This is a genomic window from Caenimonas koreensis DSM 17982 (genome assembly GCF_009646335.1).
GTDB classification, from domain to species: Bacteria; Pseudomonadota; Gammaproteobacteria; order Burkholderiales; family Burkholderiaceae_C; genus Ramlibacter; species Ramlibacter koreensis.
Genome location: NZ_WJBU01000002.1, coordinates 118,461 through 144,051 on the forward strand (window position 1 = coordinate 118,461; position 25,591 = coordinate 144,051).

The 25,591-nt window shown below is 63.8% G+C and carries 21 protein-coding genes; 10 read left to right on the top strand and 11 right to left on the bottom strand.

Translation table 11 applies throughout. From position 1 onward, the window contains the following. Positions 1–722: 722 nt before the first annotated feature. Entirely contained in the window at positions 723–1,520 is a 798-nt protein-coding gene (locus GHT07_RS02440; protein ID WP_153583475.1) for an SDR family oxidoreductase, read from the bottom strand. Between the two features lie 57 nt (positions 1,521–1,577). Here GHT07_RS02440 and GHT07_RS02445 point away from each other — a divergent pair, with 57 nt between their 5' ends. From GHT07_RS02445 to GHT07_RS02460, 4 genes are all read left to right on the top strand, one after another. Beyond that, complete coding sequence (locus tag GHT07_RS02445; protein ID WP_153583476.1) at positions 1,578–2,228, top strand: hypothetical protein; 651 nt, start codon at positions 1,578–1,580, stop codon at positions 2,226–2,228. Between the two features lie 39 nt (positions 2,229–2,267). Further along, positions 2,268–3,095, top strand: a complete 828-nt coding sequence (locus GHT07_RS02450) for a hypothetical protein (protein ID WP_153583477.1) — start codon at positions 2,268–2,270, stop codon at positions 3,093–3,095. A gap of 100 nt (positions 3,096–3,195) precedes the next feature. Then, the gene (locus GHT07_RS02455) at positions 3,196–5,550 is read left to right on the top strand and encodes a serine/threonine-protein kinase (RefSeq protein ID WP_153583478.1); all 2,355 of its coding nucleotides are present in this window, start codon (positions 3,196–3,198) and stop codon (positions 5,548–5,550) included. Positions 5,551–5,639: 89 nt separating this feature from the next. Continuing rightward, positions 5,640–6,893, top strand: a complete 1,254-nt coding sequence (locus GHT07_RS02460) for a hypothetical protein (RefSeq protein WP_153583479.1) — start codon at positions 5,640–5,642, stop codon at positions 6,891–6,893. 25 nt (positions 6,894–6,918) lie between these two features. Here the strand turns inward: GHT07_RS02460 and GHT07_RS02465 are convergent, their stop codons facing one another. The 8 genes from GHT07_RS02465 to GHT07_RS02500 form a co-directional block, all read right to left on the bottom strand. Next, complete coding sequence (locus tag GHT07_RS02465; RefSeq protein WP_153583480.1) at positions 6,919–7,839, bottom strand: DMT family transporter; 921 nt, start codon at positions 7,837–7,839, stop codon at positions 6,919–6,921. After that, positions 7,817–8,848, bottom strand: a complete 1,032-nt coding sequence (locus tag GHT07_RS02470) for a histone deacetylase family protein (protein ID WP_323740751.1) — start codon at positions 8,846–8,848, stop codon at positions 7,817–7,819. Before GHT07_RS02470 ends, GHT07_RS02465 begins: the two co-directional genes overlap by 23 nt. 7 nt (positions 8,849–8,855) lie before the next feature. Then, the gene (locus tag GHT07_RS02475; RefSeq protein ID WP_153583482.1) at positions 8,856–10,139 is read right to left on the bottom strand and encodes a DUF3422 family protein; all 1,284 of its coding nucleotides are present in this window, start codon (positions 10,137–10,139) and stop codon (positions 8,856–8,858) included. A gap of 132 nt (positions 10,140–10,271) precedes the next feature. Continuing rightward, positions 10,272–11,783: a tripartite tricarboxylate transporter permease gene (locus GHT07_RS02480; RefSeq protein WP_153583483.1), complete on the bottom strand. Its 1,512-nt coding sequence runs from the start codon at positions 11,781–11,783 to the stop codon at positions 10,272–10,274. A 16-nt stretch (positions 11,784–11,799) separates the two neighbouring features. After that, on the bottom strand, positions 11,800–12,288 hold the full coding sequence (locus GHT07_RS02485) for a tripartite tricarboxylate transporter TctB family protein (protein WP_323740752.1): 489 nt from the start codon (positions 12,286–12,288) through the stop codon (positions 11,800–11,802). Positions 12,289–12,435: 147 nt separating this feature from the next. Next, the gene (locus GHT07_RS02490; RefSeq protein WP_153583484.1) at positions 12,436–14,235 is read right to left on the bottom strand and encodes a GspE/PulE family protein; all 1,800 of its coding nucleotides are present in this window, start codon (positions 14,233–14,235) and stop codon (positions 12,436–12,438) included. Positions 14,236–14,285: 50 nt separating this feature from the next. Continuing rightward, the gene (locus GHT07_RS02495) at positions 14,286–15,053 is read right to left on the bottom strand and encodes a spermine/spermidine synthase domain-containing protein (protein ID WP_323740753.1); all 768 of its coding nucleotides are present in this window, start codon (positions 15,051–15,053) and stop codon (positions 14,286–14,288) included. 12 nt (positions 15,054–15,065) lie between these two features. Then, the gene (locus GHT07_RS02500; RefSeq protein WP_153583485.1) at positions 15,066–15,899 is read right to left on the bottom strand and encodes a TatD family hydrolase; all 834 of its coding nucleotides are present in this window, start codon (positions 15,897–15,899) and stop codon (positions 15,066–15,068) included. 92 nt (positions 15,900–15,991) lie between these two features. On the opposite strand from GHT07_RS02500, the gene GHT07_RS02505 reads away from it, so the two are divergent. From GHT07_RS02505 to GHT07_RS02520, 4 genes are all read left to right on the top strand, one after another. After that, positions 15,992–17,050, top strand: a complete 1,059-nt coding sequence (locus GHT07_RS02505; protein WP_153583486.1) for a S1C family serine protease — start codon at positions 15,992–15,994, stop codon at positions 17,048–17,050. 14 nt (positions 17,051–17,064) lie between these two features. Continuing rightward, positions 17,065–18,072, top strand: a complete 1,008-nt coding sequence (locus GHT07_RS02510) for an AAA family ATPase (RefSeq protein ID WP_153583487.1) — start codon at positions 17,065–17,067, stop codon at positions 18,070–18,072. A gap of 112 nt (positions 18,073–18,184) precedes the next feature. Further along, positions 18,185–19,135: a DUF58 domain-containing protein gene (locus tag GHT07_RS02515; protein WP_323740754.1), complete on the top strand. Its 951-nt coding sequence runs from the start codon at positions 18,185–18,187 to the stop codon at positions 19,133–19,135. Between the two features lie 14 nt (positions 19,136–19,149). After that, positions 19,150–20,190, top strand: a complete 1,041-nt coding sequence (locus GHT07_RS02520; protein ID WP_153583489.1) for a VWA domain-containing protein — start codon at positions 19,150–19,152, stop codon at positions 20,188–20,190. Positions 20,191–20,937: 747 nt separating this feature from the next. Here the strand turns inward: GHT07_RS02520 and lolD are convergent. Both lolD and GHT07_RS02530 read right to left on the bottom strand, forming a co-directional pair. After that, positions 20,938–21,630 carry a lipoprotein-releasing ABC transporter ATP-binding protein LolD gene (gene lolD, locus GHT07_RS02525; protein WP_153583490.1) on the bottom strand — a complete coding sequence of 231 codons (693 nt, stop codon included), beginning with the start codon at positions 21,628–21,630 and terminating at the stop codon, positions 20,938–20,940. Continuing rightward, complete coding sequence (locus GHT07_RS02530; RefSeq protein ID WP_153583491.1) at positions 21,623–22,876, bottom strand: lipoprotein-releasing ABC transporter permease subunit; 1,254 nt, start codon at positions 22,874–22,876, stop codon at positions 21,623–21,625. Before GHT07_RS02530 ends, lolD begins: the two co-directional genes overlap by 8 nt. A gap of 53 nt (positions 22,877–22,929) precedes the next feature. Between GHT07_RS02530 and GHT07_RS02535 the strand changes: the two genes are divergently transcribed. Both GHT07_RS02535 and recJ read left to right on the top strand, forming a co-directional pair. After that, positions 22,930–23,880: a phosphoglycerate mutase gene (locus tag GHT07_RS02535; RefSeq protein ID WP_153583492.1), complete on the top strand. Its 951-nt coding sequence runs from the start codon at positions 22,930–22,932 to the stop codon at positions 23,878–23,880. Continuing rightward, a complete protein-coding gene (gene recJ, locus GHT07_RS02540) occupies positions 23,877–25,589 on the top strand; it encodes a single-stranded-DNA-specific exonuclease RecJ (protein WP_153583493.1) in 1,713 nt (570 codons plus the stop codon). Before GHT07_RS02535 ends, recJ begins: the two co-directional genes overlap by 4 nt. Positions 25,590–25,591: the final 2 nt, after the last annotated feature.

Here is a 25,591-nt window from a genome sequence, read left to right on the forward strand (position 1 = left end):
GCGGGGCCTCATGCTTTTGTGGTTTGCGCTGTCGCGCAAACGTCGCTTCAAGAATTGGCTCGAAGCCGGTGCGAAAGAAACTCGCTGCGCGTTTGCAAGCAAACGCTACGCTCAAACAACTTTCGCAAGTCAGTGCACATGTCGCGAAAGCTCTTGAGTCGACCTGCGGTCGAGCGCGATCCGCCTTCGAGCCAATTCTTGAAGCCACAAAAGAAATCGGCCCCACCAGAGTCCACCTGCCGCGAGTTCACCAACTGGGGGTGGTGACAAAGTCTCGGCTCGCTTCGCATTGCCTGGAATGGAGGGCAGTGCCGTGGGGTGCCACGAATTTGGCGGCCAATCAGGCACGCGCGGTCCTTGGGTAGCACATGGGCGGTTAGAAGCTCGTTGATCAACCACCGCCGTTGGCTCGTGGCAGGCGGACTCTGGCGCGGCCGACTTTTGTGAGCGGCTTTGAAATTTGTCTTCAGGCTGGATCGCGCTTGCGCGACACGTGAACTGACTCGCAAAAGCTGTTTGACCGGAGAGTTTGCTTGCAAACTCGCAGGGAGTTCTTTTGCGCCGGCCTGAAGACAAATTTCAAAGCGAAGTTTGCGCGACTAGCGCAAACCGTCACAGCAGGAGGCCGCGCCAGAGTCCGCCTGACGCGAGCACCCTGAACGGCAGAGCGCCCTGAACAAAAAGAGCGCCAAAAGAGCAAGCAGCCCCCCCCAAACAAGGGGTCAGTAAGTCCCCGGATAAGCCCCACCATCGGTGAGTATGTTCTGCCCCGTGATGTACCCCGCATGCTGACTGCACAGAAACGCACACGCAGCACCGAACTCGCCCGGCGTGCCGAAGCGCATCGCGGGAATCGTCTTGCGGCGCGCATCCATCAACTCCTCGATCGGCTTGCCCGTCTTTTGCGCCGCACCCGCCATCGTGCCCTTGAGGCGGTCCGTGTCGAACGCGCCGGGCAGCAGGTTGTTGATCGTGACGTTGGCGGACGCGAGCTTGCTCGTGCGCGCCACGCCAGCAACAAAACCAGTCAAGCCGCTGCGCGCACCATTGGACAAACCAAGGATGTCGATAGGCGCCTTCACCGCGCTCGACGTGATGTTGATGATGCGGCCAAAGCCACGCGCGGCCATCGCGTCCACGGTGGCCTTGATCAATTCGATGGGCGTGAGCATGTTGGCGTCCACCGCCTTGATCCACGCCTCGCGATCCCACTGCCGGAAGTCGCCAGGTGGCGGCCCGCCGGCGTTCGTCACGACGATGTCGAAGTCGCTGCGCTTGGCGAACACCGCCTCACGGCCCTCCACAGTGGTGATGTCCACGGCAATGTGCTCCACCGCGGTGTCCTTCGGGCGCAGCGGATCGGCGAGCAGCTTTTCAACCGCAGCCTCCAGCGCCTCGTTTCCACGCGCGACGATCAGGACGTGAACTCCTTCACGTACGAGCGCCTCGGCACAGCCAAACCCCAAGCCTTTGCTGGCTCCGCACACGAGTGCCCACTTGCCCGCGATACCCAAATCCATAACAATTCACCTTCCTTTACGCCCGGCTTTACACAGATGCGAACATCATCGGCGATTTTGCTTGCCCTATGGGCCGTCGCCTTCTTCGGGCCACTTCCTGCACAGGCGCAGGGCTTCCGGTTTTCCAACCCCTCTCCCGATGAGCAGGCCGACAAGGCCGCCCAGCAGCGCAAAGACGCCGAAGTGTCCGCACAACTGGCCACACCCTGCCGCGACCGTATCCGCAATCGCAAGATCATGGTGCTGATCGGCGAAGAGAAAAACGGCATCGTGCAGGCCAAGCAGGCGGGTTACAGCCAGCATGTCGATGCGATCAACGTCCGCCTCAAGGGCCTAGGGCTGCGCACGTATACCGCCGAGGAAATCCGGCGCCAGATTGCGCAGGAAGAAGTTGACGCGTATTTCAAGAATGACCCCGATCGCGCGTTGAGCGCCTCCAGGCGGCTTGGCGCGCAATACGTGCTCAAGGGCACGATTGCATCAAGCGCCACGCGCAACACCATGGTCAACGTCAACACCGTCAACGTCGCGATGCGGTTCACGCTCACTGACGCGGGCGGGCGCCCGGTGTCTAGCGCGTCGGCCACCAATGCCAGTTACGCGGGCAGCGATACTGCGGGCATGGCGCTCACGCTGATCGAGGAGCGTGCCGACGAAGTTGTCGCCAAGCTCTATAGCGAGTATTGCCAGAACGCCGGCGCACGCTGACGCCACGCATCCATTTCACGGTTTACTGAGGAAAGCATCATGAAGAACAAATCCCTGCGCCAGAGTGCGCTCCCCACCACCGCATTTGCCACCGTCGTGGCGCTGTCCGCAGCTTCGGCGTTTGCGCAGCCCACCTTCGGCAACCCGTCGCCCAATGCAGGCAGCTCCACATCGCAGGCTGCCAATGCTGCCGCTGACCAGGCTGCGTACCAGGAAGTGGTTTACACCAACAAGAACGTCAAGGGTCCGGCGCTGGTCGTCATTCCCGGCGACATCAAGAGCAACAACGCAGGCTTTCTGGCGAAGTTCGGGCCCAACAACATCGCCGACTTCGGCGAGCTCGAACTCTCGCAAGCCAACTTCCAGGTGCTCGAGCGCTCCAACCTCGGCCCGCTGCTCAACGAAGTGTCCATGGCCTACAACCTGGGCGACCCGCAGGCTGCGCGCAAGACGATGCAGATTGGCCGGCTCAAGACCACCAAGTGGGTCGTGAAGTTCGACATCCTCAAGGCCGAGCAGATCGCCGAGAACAAGAAGGGCTTCGATGGCCGTGCAGTGGGCGGCATGATCTCGATGTTCGGCGGCTTCGGTGGCATGGGCAATGCAGCGGCAGGCACGGTGGCCAGCACCGTGAAAACGGAAGAGAGCACCGGCGTGTGGCTGATCGGCATGCGCTACAAGATCATGGACGCCAGCACGACCGAGCAAGTCGCGCAGGGCTACAAGGAGCTGAAGATGGAAGTCGGCTCCAGCAGCACCAGCGTGATGGGTGTGTCGCAATCGGCCAAGGGCGGCGTCGGCCTCGACACCATGGTGCAGCGCCTCGTGCAGACAGCCGTGTGGGACATCGACAAGCAGTACAAATAGGTTCGAGCAAGACGCGCGGTGCGCGCGTGCTCGAACTGCCGGCGATCCACACCGACCGCGTTGCGGCGGGTGATCGCCGGCTTTTCTTTGGGGTCTCGTTATGAACAAGCTTGGGAAGTATCAGATTCGGCGCATCCTGGGGAAGGGGGCGATGGGGATCGTCTATGAAGGGTTTGATCCCGTCATCGAGCGCACTGTTGCGATCAAGACGATCTTGCCTTCGCAGCTCGCGGGCTCGGAGGTTGTCGCGATCCTGGCGCGCTTCAAGCGTGAGGCGCAGGCGGCGGGGCGGCTGAATCATCCGGGCATCGTCGCCATCTACGACTACGGCGAAGAGCTGGCACAGGACATCAGCGAAGAAGAAGCCACGATGATGGCGAGCACTGCGGGCAAGGCCGGGCCGGAGCGGGTCGCGTTCATTGCAATGGAGTTCATCAAAGGGCGCGAGCTGAAGGACCACCTGGAAAAGGGCGGGCGCTTTCCGCTCAAGGAGGTGGGCCGCATCATGGGCGAGATGCTCGATGCGCTCGACCACGCGCATTCGCTCGGCGTGGTGCATCGCGACATGAAGCCCGCCAACGTCATCCTGCTGGAGAACGGGCGGGTGAAGGTGGCGGACTTCGGCATTGCGCGCGTCGAGCAGTCTGACTTGACGCAGACTGGCACGATCATGGGCACGCCCAGCTACATGTCGCCCGAGCAGTTCATGGGCCACCCCGTGGATGGCCGCAGCGACTTGTTCTCGTGCGGCGTCATCCTGTACCAGCTGCTCACCGGCGAAAAGCCGTTCACCGGCGAAACCTCGACGACGATCATGTACAAGGTGCTGCGCGAAGAGCCAACGCCGCCTTCGTCGCTCAACCTCACGCTCACGCCCGCGCTCGACTTCGTCATCAAGAAGGCACTGTCGAAATCGCCGGCTGACCGCTTCCAGACAGGGCGCGCATTTGCAGACGCACTGCAGGATGCGATTGTGGGCGACATGACGGTTGCACCGGGCGCCGCTGCGGCGCCGGCGCCAATCCAGTTCAACGCGCCTGCTGCCGCACCTGTGATGCCGGCTGCTACCGCACCAGTAACGCAGGCCGCAAAGAAGCCGCAAGCGGCCATGTGGGCCGTTGGTGCAGCGGCCGTCGTGGCGCTGGCAGCGGGTGGCTACATCTTGTTGGCGCCCGGCAAGAAGGGCGAGCCTGCCGTTGCATCGAATGCACCTGCCGCCGCTGCAACGGGCGCATCGGCTGCAGTGGCCGCAGCACCTGCTGCCGCGCCTGTGGCGACTGAGCCCGGCACGATGGTGATCAGCGCTGTCGGCCTCGTGGATCCGAAGGACGCGCGCTTCAACGGCGACCTGGGCGCTGCGCAGACTGAAGCGCGCGAGTCAGCCAAACGCCAGCTCATTGATAAAGCGCTCGCGCTCTACGTCGACAAAGCCTCGCTCGACACGAACTATGGCGTGATCGACCAGAAGATGCTCGTCAACTCGGGCGGCTTCATCCGCACCGTGCTGCAGGAGTCGCCCACGACCAACGCGAACGGTCTGGTTGAAATGCAGACACGTGCCGTGGTGAGCACGCGCGCCGTGCAGAAGTCGCTCAACGACCTGTCGCGGCAAGAGCGCATCGACTTCATCCGCAACAAGGGTGATCCGCGTATTTCGATTCGCATCGACATCGCCAACAACGACGGCGCGAATCTCGCGCGTGAACGCTCGCAGCTCGCTGAGAACGTGGTGAAAGACCGCATCAAGTCATTCGGCTTTCGTGTGTGGTCGGGTGAGGGCGACAACCCGCAGGCCGCGAATGCGCAGGCGGCGGATTTTGCGATCAAGGGCGAGGTCAAGTTGAAGCAGTTATCGATGAAGCTGCCTGCCTCGGGCCTGACGATCACCAAGACGGCGCTCACGTCGTGGACGCTCAAGGCCATCGAGACGGCGACCGGTGAAGAGGTGTACCTCAGCACCAAGTTGCCCAGCGGCCAGACGTGGGCTTCAGAAGACCAGGCGCTGGCCGAGATCGGCAAGCTGGTGGGCGATGAGTTCTCGCGCAACTTCTTCCTGGAGCACTTCAACTTCCGCACGCAGAAAACGAACCTGATCATCAATGGCCTGCCTGAAAACGGCTCGCCGCTGATGCTGCGTGAATTGCGCGCCATGCGCACGGTGCTCGATGCGCAGGCCATCGGTGACGGGCGCTTCCAGCTGCAGCTGCCCGAAGGCAACTCCGGCGACATCGTGCAAGACGGCGTGCTGAAAGCGCTGAACATGAAGCTCGGGCAGAACTGCTTCACGCTCGCGGGATCGCAGGGGCTGGAAGTGAGCGTGGCATATGCGCCAGCGTGTGCCACGCCGCAGATGCGTACGAAGCTGGAGGCGGGTGCGCCGGCAGGGGCGCGGACCATGCCGGCGGGCGCGAATGGAACGCCGGGCCGGCCGGCTGCGGCGGTGAAGTCGGTTTAGGGCCATGCTGTCAGTCGCTCGAAAGCAATGATGGATCGCATTGCGTCTTTGCGTTACCTAGTCTGTTTGGTAACCAAAGGAACACAGCAATGCCCTGGATCAATCCCCCGCCTGTCAGATACACCGACGCCCCGCAACGGCCTGTGCCGCCTCCCGAAGCCGCCGTGGTTGCGCGATTCGCCCGTGACCTGACGTTGGCCAAGGCAAGCGATCGTTATCAGGTCGCGAAAATGCAGATGCGCGACAACCTGCGGGCAAGTGATCCGGCCTGGCGACCTGGCGCTGAGGATGTGTTCCTGGAACGACAAGCGGCGTCCATCGTCATCGACGGCATGGAGCGAGACCCTGAATATGGCCAATCGCGAGCGCTGCTTGTCAAACTTCGAGAAGCAATGCTTGCGCCTTTGATCCCCATCAGCCAAGACGCAACCGTGGACGGAGGAATCATGCATGCGTTGAGTGCCGAACGCAGCCGTCGGTCCGGTGCGGTCCTGCAACATCCTTTGTACCTGGAGATGGAGCAGCAGCTAGCCGCCAATCAAACTAGCGGCTTTGCGACCGCGGGCCTTGTGGCCATACATCAAGTTTCACTTATCGTCATTCGATTGATGCAATGCGAGCGACAAAGCGAGGCAGAGATCAATGCCATGAGGGCGATGGAAACCGTGGCGAGAGCGCGGATTGGTGACATTGCCGAGCAGAGCCAGTCGCAACCGTCGGCGCAGCCATCCGATGGCGTTGGCGCGAGCCCATCACGGCAATCCGGATTGCGGCACGCATTCGATCAGATACTCGCGGCCGCGCTTACCCACCCCGGCATGCAGCAAGTAAAGGCCAACTTGAGTCGCGTCCATCCTGAATGGAGCCCCGCTGAGGTTGCCGAAAGCGCCGAGTGGTGTGAAAGGTTCCACCTCCTCGATGAGTTCAAAAAAAAGGTCGACAACGGCCGCATCGATCCGGATGTTTTCGCTGATCTCGAGGGTTCGGTCCTGTTGCAGATCAACTGGACTACGGCCGGTAGTGCCAGCAACCAATTCGCGCAGACGTGCCAGTTGTCGAGGAACTTCGAGCAGCGCTATCAGCGCGCACGCGAAGAGCTGCTACAACTGGCACCGGCAACCCGCTCATTTCTCAGCGCCCAGCCGACGGTGACGCGCGCAGAAGCGGCGGCTGCTGTGGTCGACTCGGTTGTTCTTGACCTGTGTACCCAAATGCGAAGGGAAGCTCAAGGCGATGCCGTGCGCGTGGCCGCGACAGCCAGGTTCATGCTCACGATCGAAGTGAAGTACCCGCACCTTGTGAACCGCCTGCGAGAGCCCTTGCCTGAAGACCCGCGGCCCTGAAAAGCAGGACACGCTTGCGGCGGCGTTAACGCGCCGCCGCCCGGCTCACCACATAGATCCCGGCCACCACCAGCACCGTTCCCGCGGCAATCCACGCGGTGAACGGCTCACCCAGCAGCACGACGCCCATCAGGATCGTCGAGAGCGGCCCGACCATGCCGATCTGCGCGGACAGCGCCGGGCCGATTCGCTCGATGGCCATCATCACCATCAGCACGGGCACGGCGGTGCAGAACACCGCATTGAAGACCGACAGCCAGATGACTTCAGGCGCAACGACGAACGCGCTCGCTATGGGCCGCAGCAGCACGAACTGCGCGATGCAACAGATGCACGCGACCGTCGTCGCCAAACCCACCAGGCGCAGTGACCCCAGCCGCTTGACGAGCTGGCCGCTGTACACCAGGTACACCGCGTACGTCATGGCGCTCGCGAACACGAGCGCCGCGCCCAGCGCTACATGGCTGCCTGCTATCGATATCTCGTGGCTGAACACCAGCACACAACCTGAATAGCTCAGCGCCATGCCAAGCACATGTGCAAGGCGCACGGGCTTGCGATACAGCACCCAGGCCAAGAGCAGCACCAGCGTCGGGTTGAGGTACAGGATCAGCCGCTCAAGCGACGCCGTGATGTACTGCAGCCCCGCAAAGTCGAGAAAGCTCGACAGGTAGTAGCCACTGAATCCCAGCCCGGCAACGCCCAGCCAGTCAGCGCGCGTGAGCGGCGCCTTGCCGCGCCCGCTCCACCACGCCATCGCCAGGAACATCGGCAGTGCGAACAGCATGCGAAACATCAACAGCATCACCGCGTCCACGCCGTAGCGGTAGCCGAGCTTCACGATGATCGCCTTGCCGCTGAACGCGATCGCGCCCACCAGCGCCAGGATGACGCCCGTGCCGAAATGCGGATTCGACGTCGTATTACTCAAACGCGTCAATGACATTGACGGCGTTCACGCCCAGCTGCGCCGCCGCATAGCCGCCTTCGAGGATGAACACTGCGGGCAAGCCCAGCCGCTTCAGGCGCTCGCCCAGGCGGCTGTAGTCAGCCGTGGAGAGCTTGAACTTCGAGATCGGGTCGCCTTCGAACGTGTCGAGGCCGAGCGAGACGACGAGTGCGTCGGCGCGATGGCGCACGATGCGTTCGCATGCCACTTCAAGCGCAGCGAACCAGCGGTCGGCCGGTGTGCCTGCTGGCATCGGCAGGTTCAGGTTGAACCCTTCACCCGCGCCATGACCGCGCTCGTCGGCATGGCCCAGGTAGAACGGATATTCCGTGAGCGGATCGCCATGCAGGCTCACGAAGAGCACGTCGGCGCGGTCGTAAAAAATCTCCTGCGTGCCATTGCCGTGGTGGAAGTCCACATCAAGAATCGCGACGCGCTCGCAACCACCATCGCGCAATGCCTGCGCAGCAACCGCAGCGTTGTTCAGGAAGCAATAGCCGCCCATGAAGTCGGCCCCGGCATGATGGCCCGGCGGTCGCGTTGCGCAGAACACGCCACGCTCGCCTTGCCCGATCAATTGCGCGGCATGGGCAGCGGCATCTGCGGCTTGCTTGATCACGCGCCACGTGCCCTCCACGAGCGGCGTGCCGTTGTCCATCGAATACAGCCCGAGCTTCGCGATGAAATTGACCGGCTCCACATCGCTGCGAAGCCCGCGCACGGGCCACACTGAAGGGAAGGGTTGCACAGCGGCATTCGCAGTGTCGAGCGCGCCCCACTGTTGCCAGGCAGTTTCAAGAAATTGCAGGTAGCGCGGTGTGTGGATGCGCGCCAGCACGGCCCGGCTATCGGCAGCGGGTGTGCGCACATCGTGGCCTCGCAACGCCAGCTGTGCCTGCACGTAGTGCGCACGCGCGGGCTTTTCGAAACAGGGCACCAGTTCACCGCGATAGAACTCGCTGGCAGGCGCGTGGCCTTCATGCAAATTGCCGAAGAACGTGATCACGGCCGGCTCACTCGCCGAACACGCGGTTGTGCAGGCGTCGCATCGACCACCATGCGCCCAGCGCGACGAAAGGAATCGCCACGGCTGCAGTGGTCTCGGGGCTGAAGGGCCAGCCCACTGCATGCGCGCCCTTGGCCACATAGCTGACCAGCCCCACGATGTAGTACGTGATAGCCGCGACGGACAGGCTCTCCACCGTTGCCTGCATCTTCAGCTGCAAGCCCTGGCGCGTGTTCATGGTGGCGAGCAACGCCTGGCTGCTTTGCTGCTGCTCGATCTCCACGCGCGTGCGCAGCAAGTTGCTGATGCGCGAAACGCGTTGCGACAGCGCATCTTGCCGGCGGGTTGCCCATTCGCAGGTGGCGCGTGCGGGCGACAGGCGGCGCTCCATGAATTCACCAATCGTCTGCAAGCCGGCCAAGCGCGATTCGCCGATGTCGGCGATGCGCCTGTCCACCAGTTCGAAGTACGCAGCGCTTGCTGAAAACCGTGAGTGCGTGGCCGCGTACTGGCTCTCTACTTCGCCGGCCAGCTTCGTGAGGCGGTCGAGCAGTTGCGGCTCTTCGTGGCTGCCTGCAACGCGGATCGCGCCGGCAAGCTCGGCCAGCTCGCGTTCGGCATAGGCGAGCACGCCCGACGCCTCGCGCGCTGCGGGCAGGCCCAGCAGCGCAGCCATGCGATAGGTGTCGATCTCCACCAGCTGCTGCACCAGGCGGCCAAGCCGTCGCGGCGTGACAGAGCCCGCGAGCAGCACCATGCGTGAATAGCCGTCGGGGTGAATGGTGAAGTCGGTGTACACCTCGCCATGGCCGTCAGCCACGGTGGACGCAACAAGCGTCTCTTCCTTGAGCACATGCTTGACCAGCGACGGGTCTTCCATCGAGTTCGCGGGCAGCACCCACAGGTTCAGCGCGGCGAGGCATTCACCTGGCAGCTTCTCAAACCAGTCGCGCGGCGCCGAGTCAGCAGCAATGAGCGGCTCGCGCTCACCGAAGCCGGCCACGTCGATCGGGCGCGAGAAACTCCAGGTCACGAATTCGGTATGCATCTCCCAGCGCAGGCGCCAGCCGCCCATGTCCATGCGGATGTGCGTGCTCTTCGCGTCGGGCAGTGGCAGGTGATGGTCACGCAGCAACGCCGCAATGTGCGCGCGGCTGGCTTCGCGCTGCGCACCATCGGCGAGCATGACCAGGTGCGAGATCGCAAGCGGCCCGGCCATCGCCTCGGGTGGGCGCGCGTGGATCTCGTTGTGAAGCGCGATGCGTTGCGGATGGCTGGTGATCTGCGGCATGTTTCCCTCTCAGCGCATTGTGGCGCAGCTGGGTTGATCCGGCATGCAGCCATGAGAAAAGGCGCCCCCAGGCGCCTTCTCAGAAGAAAGGCGCCCGCAGGCGCCTTTTCTTGGGGGGGTGCTGCGCGAGCGTCAGTCCTCGACGAAGGCTTCCTCGCGCTTGGCCTTGATCGACGGCAACGCGACGATCACCACCAGCAACGCCGCAGCGATCAACAAGCCGGCCGACAGCGGACGCGTGACGAAAACGCTCCAGTCGCCACGCGAGAGCAGCAGCGCGCGACGCAGGTTTTCTTCCATCATCGGCCCGAGGATGAAGCCGAGCAGCAACGGCGCCGGCTCGCAACCGAGCTTGATGAACGTGTAGCCCACCACGCCGAAGATGCCCACCATCCACACGTCGAACGTGTTGTTGTTGGTCGAGTAAACGCCGATGGCGCAGAACAGCACGATGGCAGGGAACAGCCAGCGATAAGGCACTGTGAGCAGCTTGATCCACATGCCGATCAGCGGCAGGTTCAGGATGATCAGCATCAGGTTGCCCAGCCACATCGAGGCGATCAGGCCCCAGAACAGCTGCGGGTTGCTCGTCATCACCTGCGGGCCAGGCTGGATGTTGTGGATGGTCATGGCACCCACCATCAGCGCCATCACGGCGTTGGGTGGAATACCCAGCGTGAGCAGCGGAATGAACGACGTCTGTGCACCGGCGTTGTTGGCTGCTTCAGGCGCTGCAACGCCGCGAATGTTGCCCTTGCCGAAAGGCACTTCACCGGGCTGCAGCTTCGTCTTCTTTTCGACTGTGTACGCAGCGAAGGCCGCCAGCAAGGCGCCGCCGCCAGGCAGGATGCCCAGTGCCGAGCCCAAGGCAGTGCCACGCAACACGGCGGGAATCATTCGCTTGAAGTCTTCCTTCGTCGGCATCAGGCCCTTGACCTTGCCGGTGAACACCTCACGGTGCTCGGACGACTTCGACAGGTTGCTGATGATTTCGCCGTAGCCAAAGACGCCCATGGCGATGGTGATGAAGCCGATGCCGTCGGTCAGTTCGGGGATGTCGAACGAGTAGCGCGCGACGCCCGAATTCACGTCGGTGCCGATCAGGCCGAGCAGCAGGCCCAGCACGATCATGGCAATCGCCTTGATCAGCGAGCCCGACGCCAGCACCACCGCGCCGATCAGGCCCAGGATCATCAGCGAGAAGTATTCGGCAGGGCCGAACTTGAACGCGACTTCCGTCAGCGGCGCTGCGAACGCAGCGAGGATCAGCGTGCCGACGCAGCCGGCGAAGAACGAGCCAAGGCCCGCCGCTGCGAGCGCAGGGCCTGCGCGGCCCTGCCTTGCCATTTGATAGCCATCGATCACTGTGACCACTGACGATGACTCACCCGGCAAGTTCACCAGGATGGCGGTGGTGGAGCCGCCGTACTGCGCGCCGTAATAGATGCCGGCGAGCATGATCAGCGCGGACACAGGCGGCAGTGCGTAGGTTGCAGGCAGCAGCATCGCGATGGTTGCCACCGGGCCAATGCCCGGGAGCACGCCGATCAGCGTGCCCAGCAGGCAGCCGATGAAGCAATACAGCAGGTTGATCGGTGTGAATGCGACGCCGAAGCCGATCGCAAGGTTGGCAAAGAGATCCATGAGGTGTGTCCTTCCTTCAGCCGGTGATGAAGGTCGGCCAGACCGGGAACTGCAGCTTGAGCAGGACGATGAACGCGAGGTAGCTGCCAATGGCCAGCACCGTGGCGAGAATCACGTTCTCTTTCCAGCTGAACTCCTCGCCGGCCAGGCTGGCCACGAAGGTCAGCCCGTAGATGCCGACGATCATGCCCATGGCCGGCAGCTTGATGCTGGGCAGGCCGCCCAGCAGGATGCCGAACAGCAAGTTGGCCGCGATGATGAAGCACAGGGGCTTCCAGGCCCACGCGCCGATGGGCTCGCCGTCTTCGGTTTCAACCACCAGGGCTTCGAACACGATGAAGGCACCCAACGCCGTCAGCAGGATGCCCAGCACAAGCGGGAAGTACCCGGGCCCCATGCGTGCACCTTCGCCAATGGTGTAGGTGGTTGCGCCCCACGCGAAGGCGATGCCGACCACCATGAACATGAGGCCGGAGTAGAAGTCTTGTTGACTCTTGATCTTCACGCGCTGTCTCCTCGGAAGAATATTCGTGGCGCGATTGTGGTGGCGAAAGGCCTCATCCCCGTTGTGGGTTACACCTACGCGGGTGCCGCCGGATGGCCGACCTGGCCTGCAACGACGGCCCTCCCTGGCCCTCCCGGGCCCGCCCGGCTATTCGAGCGGCGGGGTGGCCGTGAGGATTTCTTCGAGGGTCGTGATGCCCTCGGCCACGCGCAGCGCACCGGCCAGCCTCAGCGGGCGCATGCCATCGGCCACCGCCTGGCGGCGCAAGGCGTCGATGCTCGGCTCGGTGTTGAGCTTTTCCTTGAACGCTTCGTTGACCGTCATCAGCTCGTACAGGCCTGTGCGGCCGAGAAAGCCCGTCATGCGGCAGTCAATGCAGCCCACGGCCTTGTACGGGCGGAAGGCGCCGGTGATCTTCCAGGGCTTGACGCTCGCGTCGAGCGCTTCGCGCGTCGCGTGTTCGTCGGGCACCTTGCACTGCTTGCACAGCGTGCGCACCAATCGCTGCGCCAGCACGCCGAGCATCGTGGCATTGATCAGGTAGGGCGGTATGCCCAGCTCCATCAGGCGCGAGATGGCCGACGGTGCGTCGTTCGTGTGCAGCGTTGAGAACACGAGGTGGCCCGTGAGCGCGGCCTGCACCGCCATTTCGGCGGTGGCCAGGTCGCGGATTTCGCCGACCATGATGATGTCCGGGTCCTGCCGCATCAGCGCGCGCAGGCCTTCGGCGAATCCGAAGTCCAGCTGCGTCTGCACCTGCGTCTGGTTGAAAGACGGCTCGATCATTTCGATCGGGTCTTCCACGGTGCTGACGTTCACCTCTTCGGTGGCAATGCGCTTGAGCGTGGAATAGAGCGTGGTCGTCTTGCCGGCGCCTGTCGGGCCGGTCACTAGGATGATGCCGTAGGGCCGCTTGACGAGGCCTTCCCAGCGCTCGGCGTCGTGCTGCGCAAAGCCCAGTGCGTCGAGGTCTTTCACAGCCGTGTCGGGGTCGAAGATCCGCATCACCATCTTCTCGCCGAAGGCGGTGGGCAGCGTGGACAGGCGCATTTCAACTTCGTCGCCGCGCGGGTTGCGCGTCTTGATGCGGCCGTCCTGCGGGCGGCGCTTTTCAACCACGTCCATGCGACCCAGCAGCTTGATGCGCGCGATCATGGCGTTGAGCACGCCCATGGGCATCTGGTAGACCGGATGCAGCACACCGTCGATGCGAAAGCGGATCACGCCCTGCTCGCGCCGGGGCTCCAGGTGGATGTCGCTGGCGCGCTGGTCGAACGCGTAGGTCCATAACCAGTCCACCACCTGCACGACGCCCTGGTCGTTGGCATCGAGCGTCTTTTTGTTGCCCAACTCGACGAGCTGTTCGAACGTGGCGCCGCTGGAGCTGGCGCCGGCCTTCTGGGCATTGCGCACCGACTTGGCGAGCGCGAAGAATTCAGCGGTATAGCGATGGATGTCCTGCGGATTGGCAACAACGCGGCGCACCGAGCGGCGAGACTGCCGCTCGACTTCACTCACCCAATCGACGAGGAATGGCTCGGCCGTGGCCACGACAACTTCCGATGGCGTGACTTGCACCGGCAGCACGTGGTGGCGCTCGGCGTAGGCCGCGCTCATCGAGTCGGCCACCTTGCCCACATCGACCTTCAGCGGATCGATGCGCAGGTAGACCAGCCCCGCCTTGCCTGCGATGTACTGCGTGAGCATCTCGATGTCGAGCGACTTGCCGTCGCTGGCCCGCGCCATGGCTACGGCCGCCAGCCGCACGAGTGGCTGCTGCGAGCTTTCTGCCTGCGAGCAGCGGGCGATGGTGCGCTTGGCTTCTTCGCCGGTGATGACGTTGTCCATCGCCAGCCACTCGACCACCGTGCGCCAGTCCAGCGGGCCCTGGAATGCGGGCGGATGCATGGCTTTGCCAGCAGTCTTGGGTCGGGCAACAGTGCTCATCGGGCGGTGCTCATCGGACAGTGCTCATGGAGCTCAGGTTTTTCATGCGTTCAGTCAGCAGGCTTGAAGACGCGCAACCACTTGCGTGCGGGCAGGCCCCATCGAGTTTCGATGGTTTCCGCGCGCTCGGCAAGCGCGGCCCGCGTGGGATGTTGTGGCGTGCGCAAGGCGAGCACCACGGTGTTGCCCTCGCGAGTGGGCCGGAACGACCACACGGCGTCTTCGCCGAAGGCCGACTGGATCTTGGCCAGGCTCTGCGCATAGCTGGATGAGCGGCCGAACAGGTTGACCGTCATCACGCCTTCATCGGTGAGCAGGTTGCGGCAGTCGGCATAGAAAGCCTGGCTGTCGAGCACCGGCGCCGCAGCTTCGTGGTCGTACAGGTCTACCTGAAGCGCATCGATCTGGCCGTGCCAGTGATCGTGGGCGACGACCTCGGCAGCATCGCCGATCACGACCGACAGGCGGGCATCATCGGCAGGCAGCTTGAACCACAGGCGGCACGCGGCCACGACTTGCGGGTTGAGCTCGATGGCCGTTGTCTTCATGCGCAGCTTGCGCCAGCAGAATTTGGTGAGCGACGCAGCGCCCAGGCCCAGCTGCATGGCGTGCCGCTTGCTCACCGATGTGGGCTCGACGAACAGCAGCCAGCCCATCATCCGCTGCACGTAGTCCAGGTCGATGTCGAACGGCTGGTCGATGAGCATGGAGCCTTGCACCCATTCCGTGCCCAGGTGGAGATAGCGCACATCTCCCTGGTCGGAGAAATTGACTTCGGGCAGCGCGAGCTGGGGTTTGGAGGTAGGGGGCTTCTTCACTGTGGCCCATTATCAGAGAGGCGCGTGAGGCAGGAGCGCCGCAAGCCTGGGCAGTGCGTCGACCGCGTTGCGCCGCGTGGCTCGCGCGAGCACATCGGGCGACACGCCTCGCAACTGCGCCATCACAGCGCCGATGCGCGGCAGGTCGCCCGGCTCGTTGCGCCCTTGCGGCTGGCCGTTTGCGCGTTCTTGCGCCGTGCGGTAGAGCCAGTGCGGCGGAATGTCCGGCGAATCGGTTTCGAGCACGAACGCCGTGTCGGGCAGCGACTGCGCCAGGCGGCGGATCTGCAGTGATCGCTCGTAGGTGAGCGTGCCGCCAAAGCCCAGCTTGAAGCCCATGTCCACGAACTCCTGCGCCTGCTGGTCGCTGCCATTGAATGCGTGGGCGATGCCCCGCACAGGAAGCTTGCGCAGGTGCTTGAGCAGCTGGTCGGCAGAGCGGCGCACGTGCAGGATCACGGGCAGGCCGTATTTGCGGGCGAGCACGAGCTGCGCGCGATAGAAGTGCTCCTGCCGCGCGATGTCCAGGCCGGGCACGAACAGGTCGAGCCCGATCTCGCCCACGGCCACAAGCCGCTCATCGGCCTGCGCCGCTTGCAGCGCCTGATCGAGCAGATCCAGGTCTTCATCGCGCGCGCGCTGCGTCGCCAGCGGGTGGATGCCCAGGGCGTAACTGTCGCCATGTTGATGGGCCAGCTCGCGCACCGCGGCAAAGTTGCCGGCCTCCACCGCTGGCAGCACGCAATGCACCACGCCGGCGGCCCTTGCACGCTCGCGCACTTCGTCGCGGTCGGCATCGAATTCGCCAGCGTCCAGGTGGCAATGTGTATCAATCCATGGAGGCATCCGCGGATCATGCCGCAGCCCGCGCAAGCCCCAAGCCGTGCATCGCGCGGCGAACCGTGATACCGTGTGTTTTCGTTTTCACAGGTGAACGAATGCGCAGGCCAGCCCTCTACAGTTCTAGCCGCACGGGCCGCACGACGCCCGCTGGGTCGAGGGCAACTCTGGCCGACGCGGGCGCTGCTGCGCAGGCCACCGATGAGCTGGCATCCGATGAGCTGATTCGTGCTGCGCCACAACGCTTGCTCCTTGGCCGCTTCGCCTCACGCTTTCGCTTGTCGAGCCAGCAACTGATGTGGGCCGCGATCGTCCTGCTGGCCATCCTGCTGGCGATCAGCGCCGCGCTGCAGGTGCGGTCCTCACAGCGGCGCCTCACGCAAGACGACATCGACGCTGCCGTGCTCAAGACGATGGAGACGAACGTCATGCCGTCGGAGTACGCCAAGGCCTACGAGAACATTCGCCCCTCGGTTGTGCGCGTGATCAGCTACGTGAAGAAAAGCCGCCTGAAGGACGAAGGCGACAAGCACGCCAGCAACACGGACAAGGGCGCCAGGCCCAAGCCGCTCGGCCGTGCCAAGCCCGCTGAGGGCAGCGGCAAAGACGACGAAGAGGTCGAGCACGGCGTGGGCACGGGCGTGGTCATCATCGACAAGGGCGTGATCCTCACCAACCTGCACGTTGTCTCGGGCGCCGACCGGATCAAGGTCGTGTTCTTCGACGGGCTGGAAGCAGAAGCCACCGTGACAGGCGCGCAGCCCGAGAACGATCTTGCCGTGCTGCAGGCCAGCAAGATTCCCGACGACATGATCGCGGCAACCATGCGCTCGACGAGCGACCTGGCGCCCGGCGACAAGGTGCTCGCGGTGGGCTTTCCGTTCGGCATCGGGCCTTCTGCATCTGCCGGCGTGGTGTCGGGCCTCAAGCGCGTCTTCCGCTCGCCGGAAGGCAAGCAGGAGATGAAGAACCTGATCCAGTTCGATGCGGCTGCCAATCCCGGCAATTCAGGCGGCCCGCTCGTGACGATGGACGGCGAAGTTGTCGGCATCGTCACTGCCATCCTCAACCCGACATCCGCACGAACCTTTATCGGCATCGGCTTTGCCGTGCCCATCGAAAACGCTGCCACCGCAGCAGGCCTGCCACCGTTCTAGAAAGACATAGCCGCATGAGTGCCACCACCCGCCAGGACACCGACACCGCGCAACTGATGGAGCAGATCCTGTATGAGGTCAAGCGCGTGGTGGTCGGGCAAGACAGGTTTCTTGAACGCGTGATGGTGGGCATGCTCGCAGGCGGCCACCTGCTGGTCGAAGGCGTGCCGGGCCTGGCGAAAACACTCACAGTGAAGACACTTGCGAACACGATGCGTGGGCAATTCAAGCGCATCCAGTTCACGCCTGACCTGGTGCCGGCTGACCTTGTCGGCACGCGCATCTACAACCAGAAGACGGGTGAGTTCAGCACATCGCTCGGCCCGGTGTTCACCAACTTGCTGCTCGCCGACGAAATCAACCGCGCGCCCGCCAAAGTGCAGAGCGCGCTGCTGGAAGTGATGCAGGAGCGGCAGGTGACGATTGCCGGCGAGACGCACAAAGTGCCCAGCCCGTTTCTTGTGATGGCGACGCAGAACCCGATCGAGACAGAAGGCACGTATCCGTTGCCCGAAGCGCAGGTCGATCGCTTCATGATGAAGGTGCTGGTGGACTACCCGACGGACGAAGAAGAATTCGTGATCGTCGAGCGCGTGACAGGCCCGGCAGTGACAGTGAGCGAAGTGGCGACTACTGAACAGCTCGCCTCGCTGCAGCAGGAATGCCGGCGCGTGTATGTGGATCCGTCGCTCGTGCAATACGCAGTGAAGCTGGTGTCGGCGACGCGCACACCCGAGAAGCATGGGTTGAAAGACATCGCACCGTACATCACGTTTGGTGCAAGCCCGCGCGCGACGATCAATCTTGTGGAAGGCGCCAGGGCGATGGCGATGCTGCGCGGCCGCACGTACGCGCTGCCCGAGGACATGACGGACCTTGTGCCCGATGTGCTGCGCCACCGGGTGGTGTTGTCGTACGAGGCGCTGTCGGAAGGCCTGTCTGCCGACGCGCTCATCGCAAAAATCATGGCGAAGATTGCGCCGCCGGCCAAGCCGCTCGAACATGAAAAACTGGCTGCGTAAACTAGCCCCCCCCCGAAGCGCCTCCGGCGCCTCCCCCCCAGGGGGGCGCCACCTGCGGCCCGGCGAAGCCGGTTCCGCGGTGGCCCCGCGAGGGGAGGGCGCCGCGCAGGCCGTGAGTGGGCACGAGAACGCGGAGCACATCTTGCGGCGGCTGGAATGGACGGTGATCCGGCGGCTCGATGGCTTGTTGCAGGGGGACTACCGCACGTTGATGCGCGGCGCGGGGCTCGACCTGGCTGACTTGCGCGAATACCAGCACCACGACGACGTGCGCCATATCGACTGGAACGTGACGGCGCGGCTGCAAGTGCCGCATGTTCGCGTGTACACCGAAGACCGCGAGATGGCAGCGTGGTTCCTTCTGGACCTGAGTCCGTCGGTCGATTTCGGCTCGGGCGAACTGCGCAAGCGGCATGTCTCGGCAGAGTTCACGGCGGTGCTCGCGCGCCTGCTCACGCGTCACGGCAATCGCGTGGGCGCCATGCTGTACGGATCGGGCGTCGACAGCGTGATTCCGGCGCGCGGCGGCAGGCGCCACGTGCTGCATCTGCTGCACAGCATGCAGCAGCCAGATGCACAACAGCCTGCGTCGCAGGCAGACGCAGGCGTCACGCGCCTGCAGGATTTGTTGAAGTCGGCCGCGAGCCTGATCAAGCGCCGCTCGACGGTTTTCGTTGTCTCCGACTTCATCAGCGAGCCAGGGTGGGAGCATCCGCTGGGCCTGCTCGCGCAGCGGCACGAGGTAGTGGCCGTGCGTGTGGTCGATCCGCTGGAGCTTGATCTGCCGGACCTGGGCTTGCTCACCATCCGCGACAGTGAAACGGGCGAGCAACTGCTCGTCGATACGCACGACGCGGGTTTTCGAAAACGGTTCGCTCGCATCGCTGCGCAGCGCGAAGCTGAGTTGCGTGAGAGTTTTGTCAAGGCGGGTGTCGACGCCCTCGAGTTGTCGACCGACGGCGACCTGGTCGAAGCCGTGATGCGGTTCACCGACATGCGCAAGCGCCGCGTGCGCATGGCAGCAGGCGGCGGGCTGCCTGCCCACTTGCGGCGAGCGGCGTGAGAGGATAGGCGTCGATGAATTTCCTCTGGCCCCAAAACCTCTGGCTGCTCGTAGCGTTGCCACTGCTGGTGCTGCTGTACCTGTGGCTGATGAAGCGCAAGCGCAAGACAGCGTTGCGTTACGCGTCGCTCTCCATCGTCAAGGAAGCGATGGGCGCGAGCCAGTCGTTCAAGCGGCACATTCCGCCGCTGCTCTTCCTGCTTGCCATTGCAGCCATGCTGCTGGCAGCCGCGCGCCCCGTAGCGGTGGTCACGTTGCCGTCGAACCAGCAGACGATCATTCTGGCGATGGATGTGTCGGGCAGCATGCGTGCCACGGACGTGCAGCCCAACCGGCTTGTTGCTGCGCAGAACGCGGCCAAGGCCTTCATTGCTGAACTGCCCCGCCATGTGAAGGTGGGCATCGTTGCGTTTGCCGGGTCCGCGCAGGTGGCGCAATTGCCAACCGTCAATCGCGAAGATCTCGTGACTGCGATTGACCGGTTCCAGCTGCAGCGCGCCACGGCAACGGGCAACGCCATCGTGATCTCGCTCGCGACGCTGTTCCCCGATGCGGGGATTGACCTTCAGTCGATGCAGGGCGGGCGTGACCGGCAGCGCGGTTTCTCGCTCGACGCCGAGAAGAAGGAAAAGAAGGAGTTCACGCCCGTGGCGCCCGGCTCGTACACGTCTGCCGCGATCATCATGTTGACTGACGGCCAGCGCACCACAGGTGTCGACCCGCTCGAAGCGGCCAAGATTGCCGCTGAGCGCGGTGTGCGTGTGTACACCGTCGGCATTGGCACGGTGGATGGCGAGACCATCGGTTTCGAGGGTTGGTCGATGCGGGTGCGACTCGATGAGGAAACGCTCAAGGCCATTGCGCAAAAGACGTCTGCCGAGTACTACTACGCGGGGACTGCGGGTGACTTGAAGAAGGTCTACGAAACTTTGAGTTCGCGGCTGACGGTGGAGAAGAAGGAGACTGAGGTGTCGGCCTTGCTGGCGATGGCGGCTGCTGTGCTGGCGCTGCTGTCTGCGGGGTTGTCGCTGCTTTGGTTTAACCGGATTCTTTGAGGGCGCTTGCTTGTTCAGGGCGCTTGTTTGTTCGGGGCGCTCGCGGCAGGTGGACTCTGGCGGGGCCTCATGCTTTTGTGGTTTGCGCTAGTCGCGCAAACGTCGCTTCAAGAATTGCCTCGAAGCCGGCGCAAAAGAACTCCCTGCGAGTTTGCAAGCAAACTCTCCGGTCAAACAGCTTTTGCGAGCTAGATGACGTGTCGCGCTAAAGCGCGATCCGGCTTCGAGCCAATTCTTGAAGCCACAAAAGAAATCGGCCCCACCAGAGTCCACCTGCCGCGAGTTCACCAACTGGGGGTGGTGACAAAGTCTCGGCTCGCTTCGCATTGCCTGGAATGAGGCGCTGTGCGCTAGAGCGAGATGGTGTTTGCGGCCAATTGTTGGGCGCAGTAGCGGGCAAAACACGCAGCGGTCGGTATCTCGTTGATCAACCACCGCTGTTGGCTCGTGGCAGGCGGACTCTGGCGCGGCCGACTTTTGTGAGCGGCTTTGAAATTTGTCTTCAGGCCGGATCGCGCTTTAGCGCGACTCAATGACTAGCTCGCAAAAGCTGTTTGACCGGAGAGTTTGCTTGCAAACTCGCAGGGAGTTCTTTTGCGCCGGCTTGAAGACAAATTTCAAAGCGAAGTTTGCGCGACAAGCGCAAACCGTCACAGCAGGAGGCCGCGCCAGAGTCCACCTGCCGCGAGCTGCCCTGACCAGACAGAGCGCCCCGGAACAAAGAGAGCGCCCCGAACAACAAACAGCCTACTCAAACAACCCGCTGTTCAACCGCAACACCCGGTCACACCGCGCAGCCAGCAAACTGTCATGCGTGACCAGGATGAACGCGGTGCCCCTGTCACGGGCAAGCCGCAACATCATCTCGAACACGACATCAGCCGTGCTTCGATCGAGATTGCCAGTGGGCTCGTCGGCCATCACGCAGGCCGGGTCCGTCACCAGCGCACGCGCAATCGCGACGCGTTGACGCTCGCCACCCGACAACTCCGCCGGGCGATGCCTCACTCGCTCGGTGAGCCCGACCGACGCCAACGTCTTCGTCGCAGCCTCGATACATTGCTCGGGCGAATCACGACGGATGCGCAGCGGCATGCCAACGTTGTCGAGCGCGCTGAACTCCGGCAGCAAATGATGGAACTGGTACACAAAGCCCAGGTGCTTGTTGCGCAAGCGCCCCTGCGCCGCTGCATCGAGCTTGCTGAACTGCTGGCCCATCAACTCGACACTGCCGCTCGTCGGCGCATCAAGGCCGCCGAGCAAATGCAGCAGCGTGCTCTTGCCGGAACCTGAAGCGCCAACAATCGCCACGGTTTCACCCCGGCGCACCTCGAGGTCGATGCCCTTGAGCACCTCGACATCGAGCCCGCCTTCGGAAAAGCGCTTGGTGATACCGGTGCATTTGAGGACGATATCGCCGCGCGTGGTGACGCTATTCATAACGCAGGGCCTCCGCGGGGTTCACGCGGCTCGCGCGCCAGCTGGGGTACAGCGTGGCAAGGAATGCCAGCACCAGAGAAATGACCGCAATGGGAACGATGTCGGCCTGCTGCGGGTCGCTTGGCATGCGGCTGATCAGGTAAATGTCGCGCGGCAGGAAGCTGGCGTTCAACGCATGTTCGAGCGCCGGCACGATCACGTCAATGTTCACTGCGATGCCAAGCCCGAGCAGCAGCCCGACCAACGTGCCGATCACGCCCACCAGCGCACCCTGCACAACAAAAATGCCCATGATGCTCGCGGGGCTTGCGCCCAGCGTGCGCAGGATGGCGATGTCGGCGCGTTTGTCCTGCACTGTCATCACCAGCGTACTCACCAGGTTGAATGCGGCCACCGCGACGATGAGGGTGAGGATGATGAACATCATTCGCTTTTCAAGCTGCACCGCGGCAAACCAGGTGCGGTTCTGGCGCGTCCAGTCGCGCACGACGACGGCGCCGCTCAACGTCTGCGTGAGTTCACCCGCCACGTCGCGCGCCTTGTTCAGGTCTTTGAGCTTCAGGCGGATGCCCGTCGGGCCTTCGAGCCGGAAGATGCGCGCTGCATCGTCCTGGTGGAGCATCACCAGGCCGCTGTCGTATTCGAAATGACCCGAATCGAACGTGCCGACCACCGTCATCTGCTTGAGCCGCGGCACGACGCCAGCAGGCGTGACTTGCCCGCTGGGCGCGATCAGCGTCACGGGGTCGCCTTCGCGCACACCGAGGGCCCGCGCCAGCTCCGCGCCCATCACCACACCGAACTCGCCGGACTTCAGCCTGTCGAGCACGGGCTGCATGGTCCGCGCCAGGTCAGTCACTTCGCCTTCCTTGGCGGGGTCGATGCCGCGTACGACGGCGCCGCGCATGTCTTCGCCACGCGCGAGCAATGCCTGCGCAGAGATGAACGGCGCAGCGCCAGTCACTTCAGGGTTGCGGCGCGCCTCGGCCATCGTGCGGTTCGCGTCTTCGAGCATGCCGCCGCCGGGGCCGAACACTTCGATGTGTGACACGACGCTGAGCATGCGGTCACGCACTTCCTTCTGGAAGCCGTTCATGACCGACAACACAATGATCAGCGCCGCCACGCCCAGCGCAATGCCCAGCATGGAGACGCCAGAGATGAAGGAGATGAACCCGTTGCGGCGGGTGGCACGCCCCGCGCGCGTGTAGCGCCAGCCAAGGACGAGTTCGTAGGGGATTCGCATCGGCTGAGATTGTGGCATCCCCGACAATACGCCTCGTGTCGGACAGTGCCCCCTTGTTGATCCCCTTTGCGTCGGCGCTGGCCGAAGGTTGCCGCGCGGCATTGCGCGAGCTGGCTTTGCCGAACCTGGAAAAGCTGCTCGCCCGCCTGCAGCCGGGTGAAATTGCTGCGGGTGAACCGGAAAGCCTCTCGATGCCGCACGAGCGCTTGCTGGCGCGCGTAGCGGGTATTGATGCAGCAGACGGCTGCCTGCCCCTCGCCGCGCTGGGCGAAGCGCTTGCCGGCCACGAAACAGGCCGCGCCGCCTTCGCGTGGATCACGCCGTGCCACTGGCGTGTTGCCCGCGACCACATCGCGATGGTGAACCCGGACGAAATGAACCTGTCGCAGGCCGAATCCATGGCTGTGCTGGACGCCGTGCGGCCCTACTTTGAAGAAGACGGCATGCACATCACTTACCAGTCTCCGCTGCGCTGGCTGGCACGCGGCGACATCTTTGCCGGTCTGGCGACAGCGTCGCTCGACCGTGTTGCAGGCAAAACAATCGATACCTGGATGCCGCGCGCAGCGAATGCCGCGCCGCTGCGGCGCTTGCAACAGGAAGCGCAGATGCTGCTCTACACCCACGCGGTAAGCGACGCGCGGCAGGCGAGCGGTCTTGCGCCAGTCAATTCTTTCTGGGTGAGCGGGGCGGGCGCATTGCCCGCTTCGTTCGATGCGTCTGCAGTTGCCAGATGGAACGTGGACGAACGCCTGCGCACCTCGGCATTGAACGAAGACTGGCCCGCCTGGGCAGCTGCCTGGGGCGACATCGATTCGACTGCGTGCGCGCAGTTGCTCGCCGCACTCGATGCCGGGCGTGAAGTGACTTTGGCGCTTTGCGGTGAGCGCGGCGCACAAACCTGGCGGCCGCGTGAACGCGGCGGCTACCTGAACAACCTGGGCGCGCGCATGGCGCGTCTTGTGGGTCGCAAGCAAGTGAGCGCGACCCTGGAAGCACTATGAAAATCATCCCGCGGGATATACCGCCTCGCGCCGCCTGGACTCTTGAACAAGGCGGCATCCACCCGCTGCTGGCGCGGCTGTACGCCGCCCGTGGCGTGATCGGCATGGACGAGCTCGACGACGGCCTGGGCAAGCTGCTGCCGCCTTCAGGCCTCAAAGGCATCGCGGATGCTGCCGTGCTGCTGGCCGACGCGATTGCCAAGCAGCAAAAGATGGTGATCGTGGCCGACTACGACTGCGATGGCGCTACCGCCTGTGCCGTTGCACTGCGCGGCTTGCGGCTGCTGGGCGCGCGGCACGTTGACTACCTCGTGCCGGACCGCGTGGCGGACGGCTACGGCCTCACCCCGCCAATCTCGCAGCGCGTGAAAGCAATGGGCGCGGACATCCTCATCACCGTGGACAACGGCATTGCCAGCGTCGAAGGCGTAGAGACAGCCAACGCGCTGGGCCTGAAAGTGCTCGTGACCGATCACCACCTGCCCGCTGCCCAATTGCCCGATGCGGCGGTGATCGTCAACCCGAACCAGCCGGGCTGCACGTTCGAGAGCAAGTCGATCGCGGGTGTGGGCGTGATGTTCTACGTGCTGCTTGCCGTGCGCGCCGAAATGCGTGCGCGCGGCGTGTTCACCGCTGGCCAGCCTGAGCCCAAGCTCGACAAGTTGTTGCCGCTCGTGGCGCTCGGCACGGTGGCCGATGTGGTGAAGCTCGATGCCAACAACCGCCGCCTGGTGGCGCAAGGCCTGAAGCGCATTCGCGCGGGCGTGTTGCCGGTGGGCCTGGCGAGCCTCTTCGCCGCTGCAGTGCGCAAACCAGAAGTGGCGACGACATTCGACTTCGGCTTCTCGCTCGGACCGCGCATCAACGCTGCCGGGCGCCTTGCCGACATGACGCTGGGCATCGAATGCCTCGTCACCGACGATGCTGCGCGCGCTGATGAACTTGCGAAGCAGCTCGACGGCATCAATCGCGAGCGCCGCGAGATCGAAGGTGGCATGCGCGAGCAGGCGATGGAGATCGTCGATTCGATGTTCGACGAAAGCGAAGAGCCGCCGCCGGCCATCTGCGTGTTCGACCCTGACTTTCATGAGGGCGTGGTGGGCATCGTCGCGGGCCGCATCAAGGACAAACTGCATCGCCCCACATTTGTGTTCGCATCGAGCCAGGCGGTGGGCAAGGAGCATGTGCTCAAAGGCTCGGGCCGGTCCATTCCCGGCTTTCATTTGCGTGACGCACTCGACCTCGTCGCCAAGCGCCACCCCGGTGTGCTGCTGCGATTCGGCGGTCATGCCATGGCGGCGGGCTGCACGATTGAAGAGGAGCATCTCGACACGTTCGAGAACGCGCTCTCCCAGGTCGCGCAGGAGTGGCTCGATGCGGCAACGCTGCTGCGCAGGCTGCACACCGACGGCCCGCTTGCGCCCGAATACCGCCGCGCCGATATGGCCGACACGCTCCAGCATGTGGTGTGGGGCCAGGGCTTCGCGCCGCCGGTGTTCAGCGAAGAGGTAGAGGTCGTGTCGCAGCGGCTGGTCGGCGAGAAGCACTTGCAGCTCAAACTCAAGCACCAGGGCCAGCCGGTCGATGGCATCTGGTTCGGCCGCACCGAGCCGCTTCCTTCACGCGTCACGCTGGCCTTCCGGCTGGAGACGGACGAGTGGCAAGGCGTGCGGCGGGTGCGCTTCCTGGTGGAAGGCGCGGAGTATTAGGC

Excerpts from the sequence above, each read along its gene's own strand:
- GHT07_RS02440 (WP_153583475.1), bottom strand. The coding sequence starts at position 1,520 with ATGGATTTGGGTATCGCGGGCAAGTGGGCACTCGTGTGCGGAGCCAGC.
- GHT07_RS02450 (WP_153583477.1), top strand. The coding sequence starts at position 2,268 with ATGAAGAACAAATCCCTGCGCCAGAGTGCGCTCCCCACCACCGCATTT.
- GHT07_RS02455 (WP_153583478.1), top strand. The coding sequence starts at position 3,196 with ATGAACAAGCTTGGGAAGTATCAGATTCGGCGCATCCTGGGGAAGGGG.
- GHT07_RS02460 (WP_153583479.1), top strand. The coding sequence starts at position 5,640 with ATGCCCTGGATCAATCCCCCGCCTGTCAGATACACCGACGCCCCGCAA.
- GHT07_RS02465 (WP_153583480.1), bottom strand. The coding sequence starts at position 7,839 with ATGTCATTGACGCGTTTGAGTAATACGACGTCGAATCCGCATTTCGGC.
- GHT07_RS02475 (WP_153583482.1), bottom strand. The coding sequence starts at position 10,139 with ATGCCGCAGATCACCAGCCATCCGCAACGCATCGCGCTTCACAACGAG.
- GHT07_RS02480 (WP_153583483.1), bottom strand. The coding sequence starts at position 11,783 with ATGGATCTCTTTGCCAACCTTGCGATCGGCTTCGGCGTCGCATTCACA.
- GHT07_RS02490 (WP_153583484.1), bottom strand. The coding sequence starts at position 14,235 with ATGAGCACTGTTGCCCGACCCAAGACTGCTGGCAAAGCCATGCATCCG.
- GHT07_RS02500 (WP_153583485.1), bottom strand. The coding sequence starts at position 15,899 with ATGCCTCCATGGATTGATACACATTGCCACCTGGACGCTGGCGAATTC.
- GHT07_RS02505 (WP_153583486.1), top strand. The coding sequence starts at position 15,992 with ATGCGCAGGCCAGCCCTCTACAGTTCTAGCCGCACGGGCCGCACGACG.
- GHT07_RS02510 (WP_153583487.1), top strand. The coding sequence starts at position 17,065 with ATGAGTGCCACCACCCGCCAGGACACCGACACCGCGCAACTGATGGAG.
- GHT07_RS02520 (WP_153583489.1), top strand. The coding sequence starts at position 19,150 with ATGAATTTCCTCTGGCCCCAAAACCTCTGGCTGCTCGTAGCGTTGCCA.
- lolD (WP_153583490.1), bottom strand. The coding sequence starts at position 21,630 with ATGAATAGCGTCACCACGCGCGGCGATATCGTCCTCAAATGCACCGGT.
- GHT07_RS02530 (WP_153583491.1), bottom strand. The coding sequence starts at position 22,876 with ATGCGAATCCCCTACGAACTCGTCCTTGGCTGGCGCTACACGCGCGCG.
- recJ (WP_153583493.1), top strand. The coding sequence starts at position 23,877 with ATGAAAATCATCCCGCGGGATATACCGCCTCGCGCCGCCTGGACTCTT.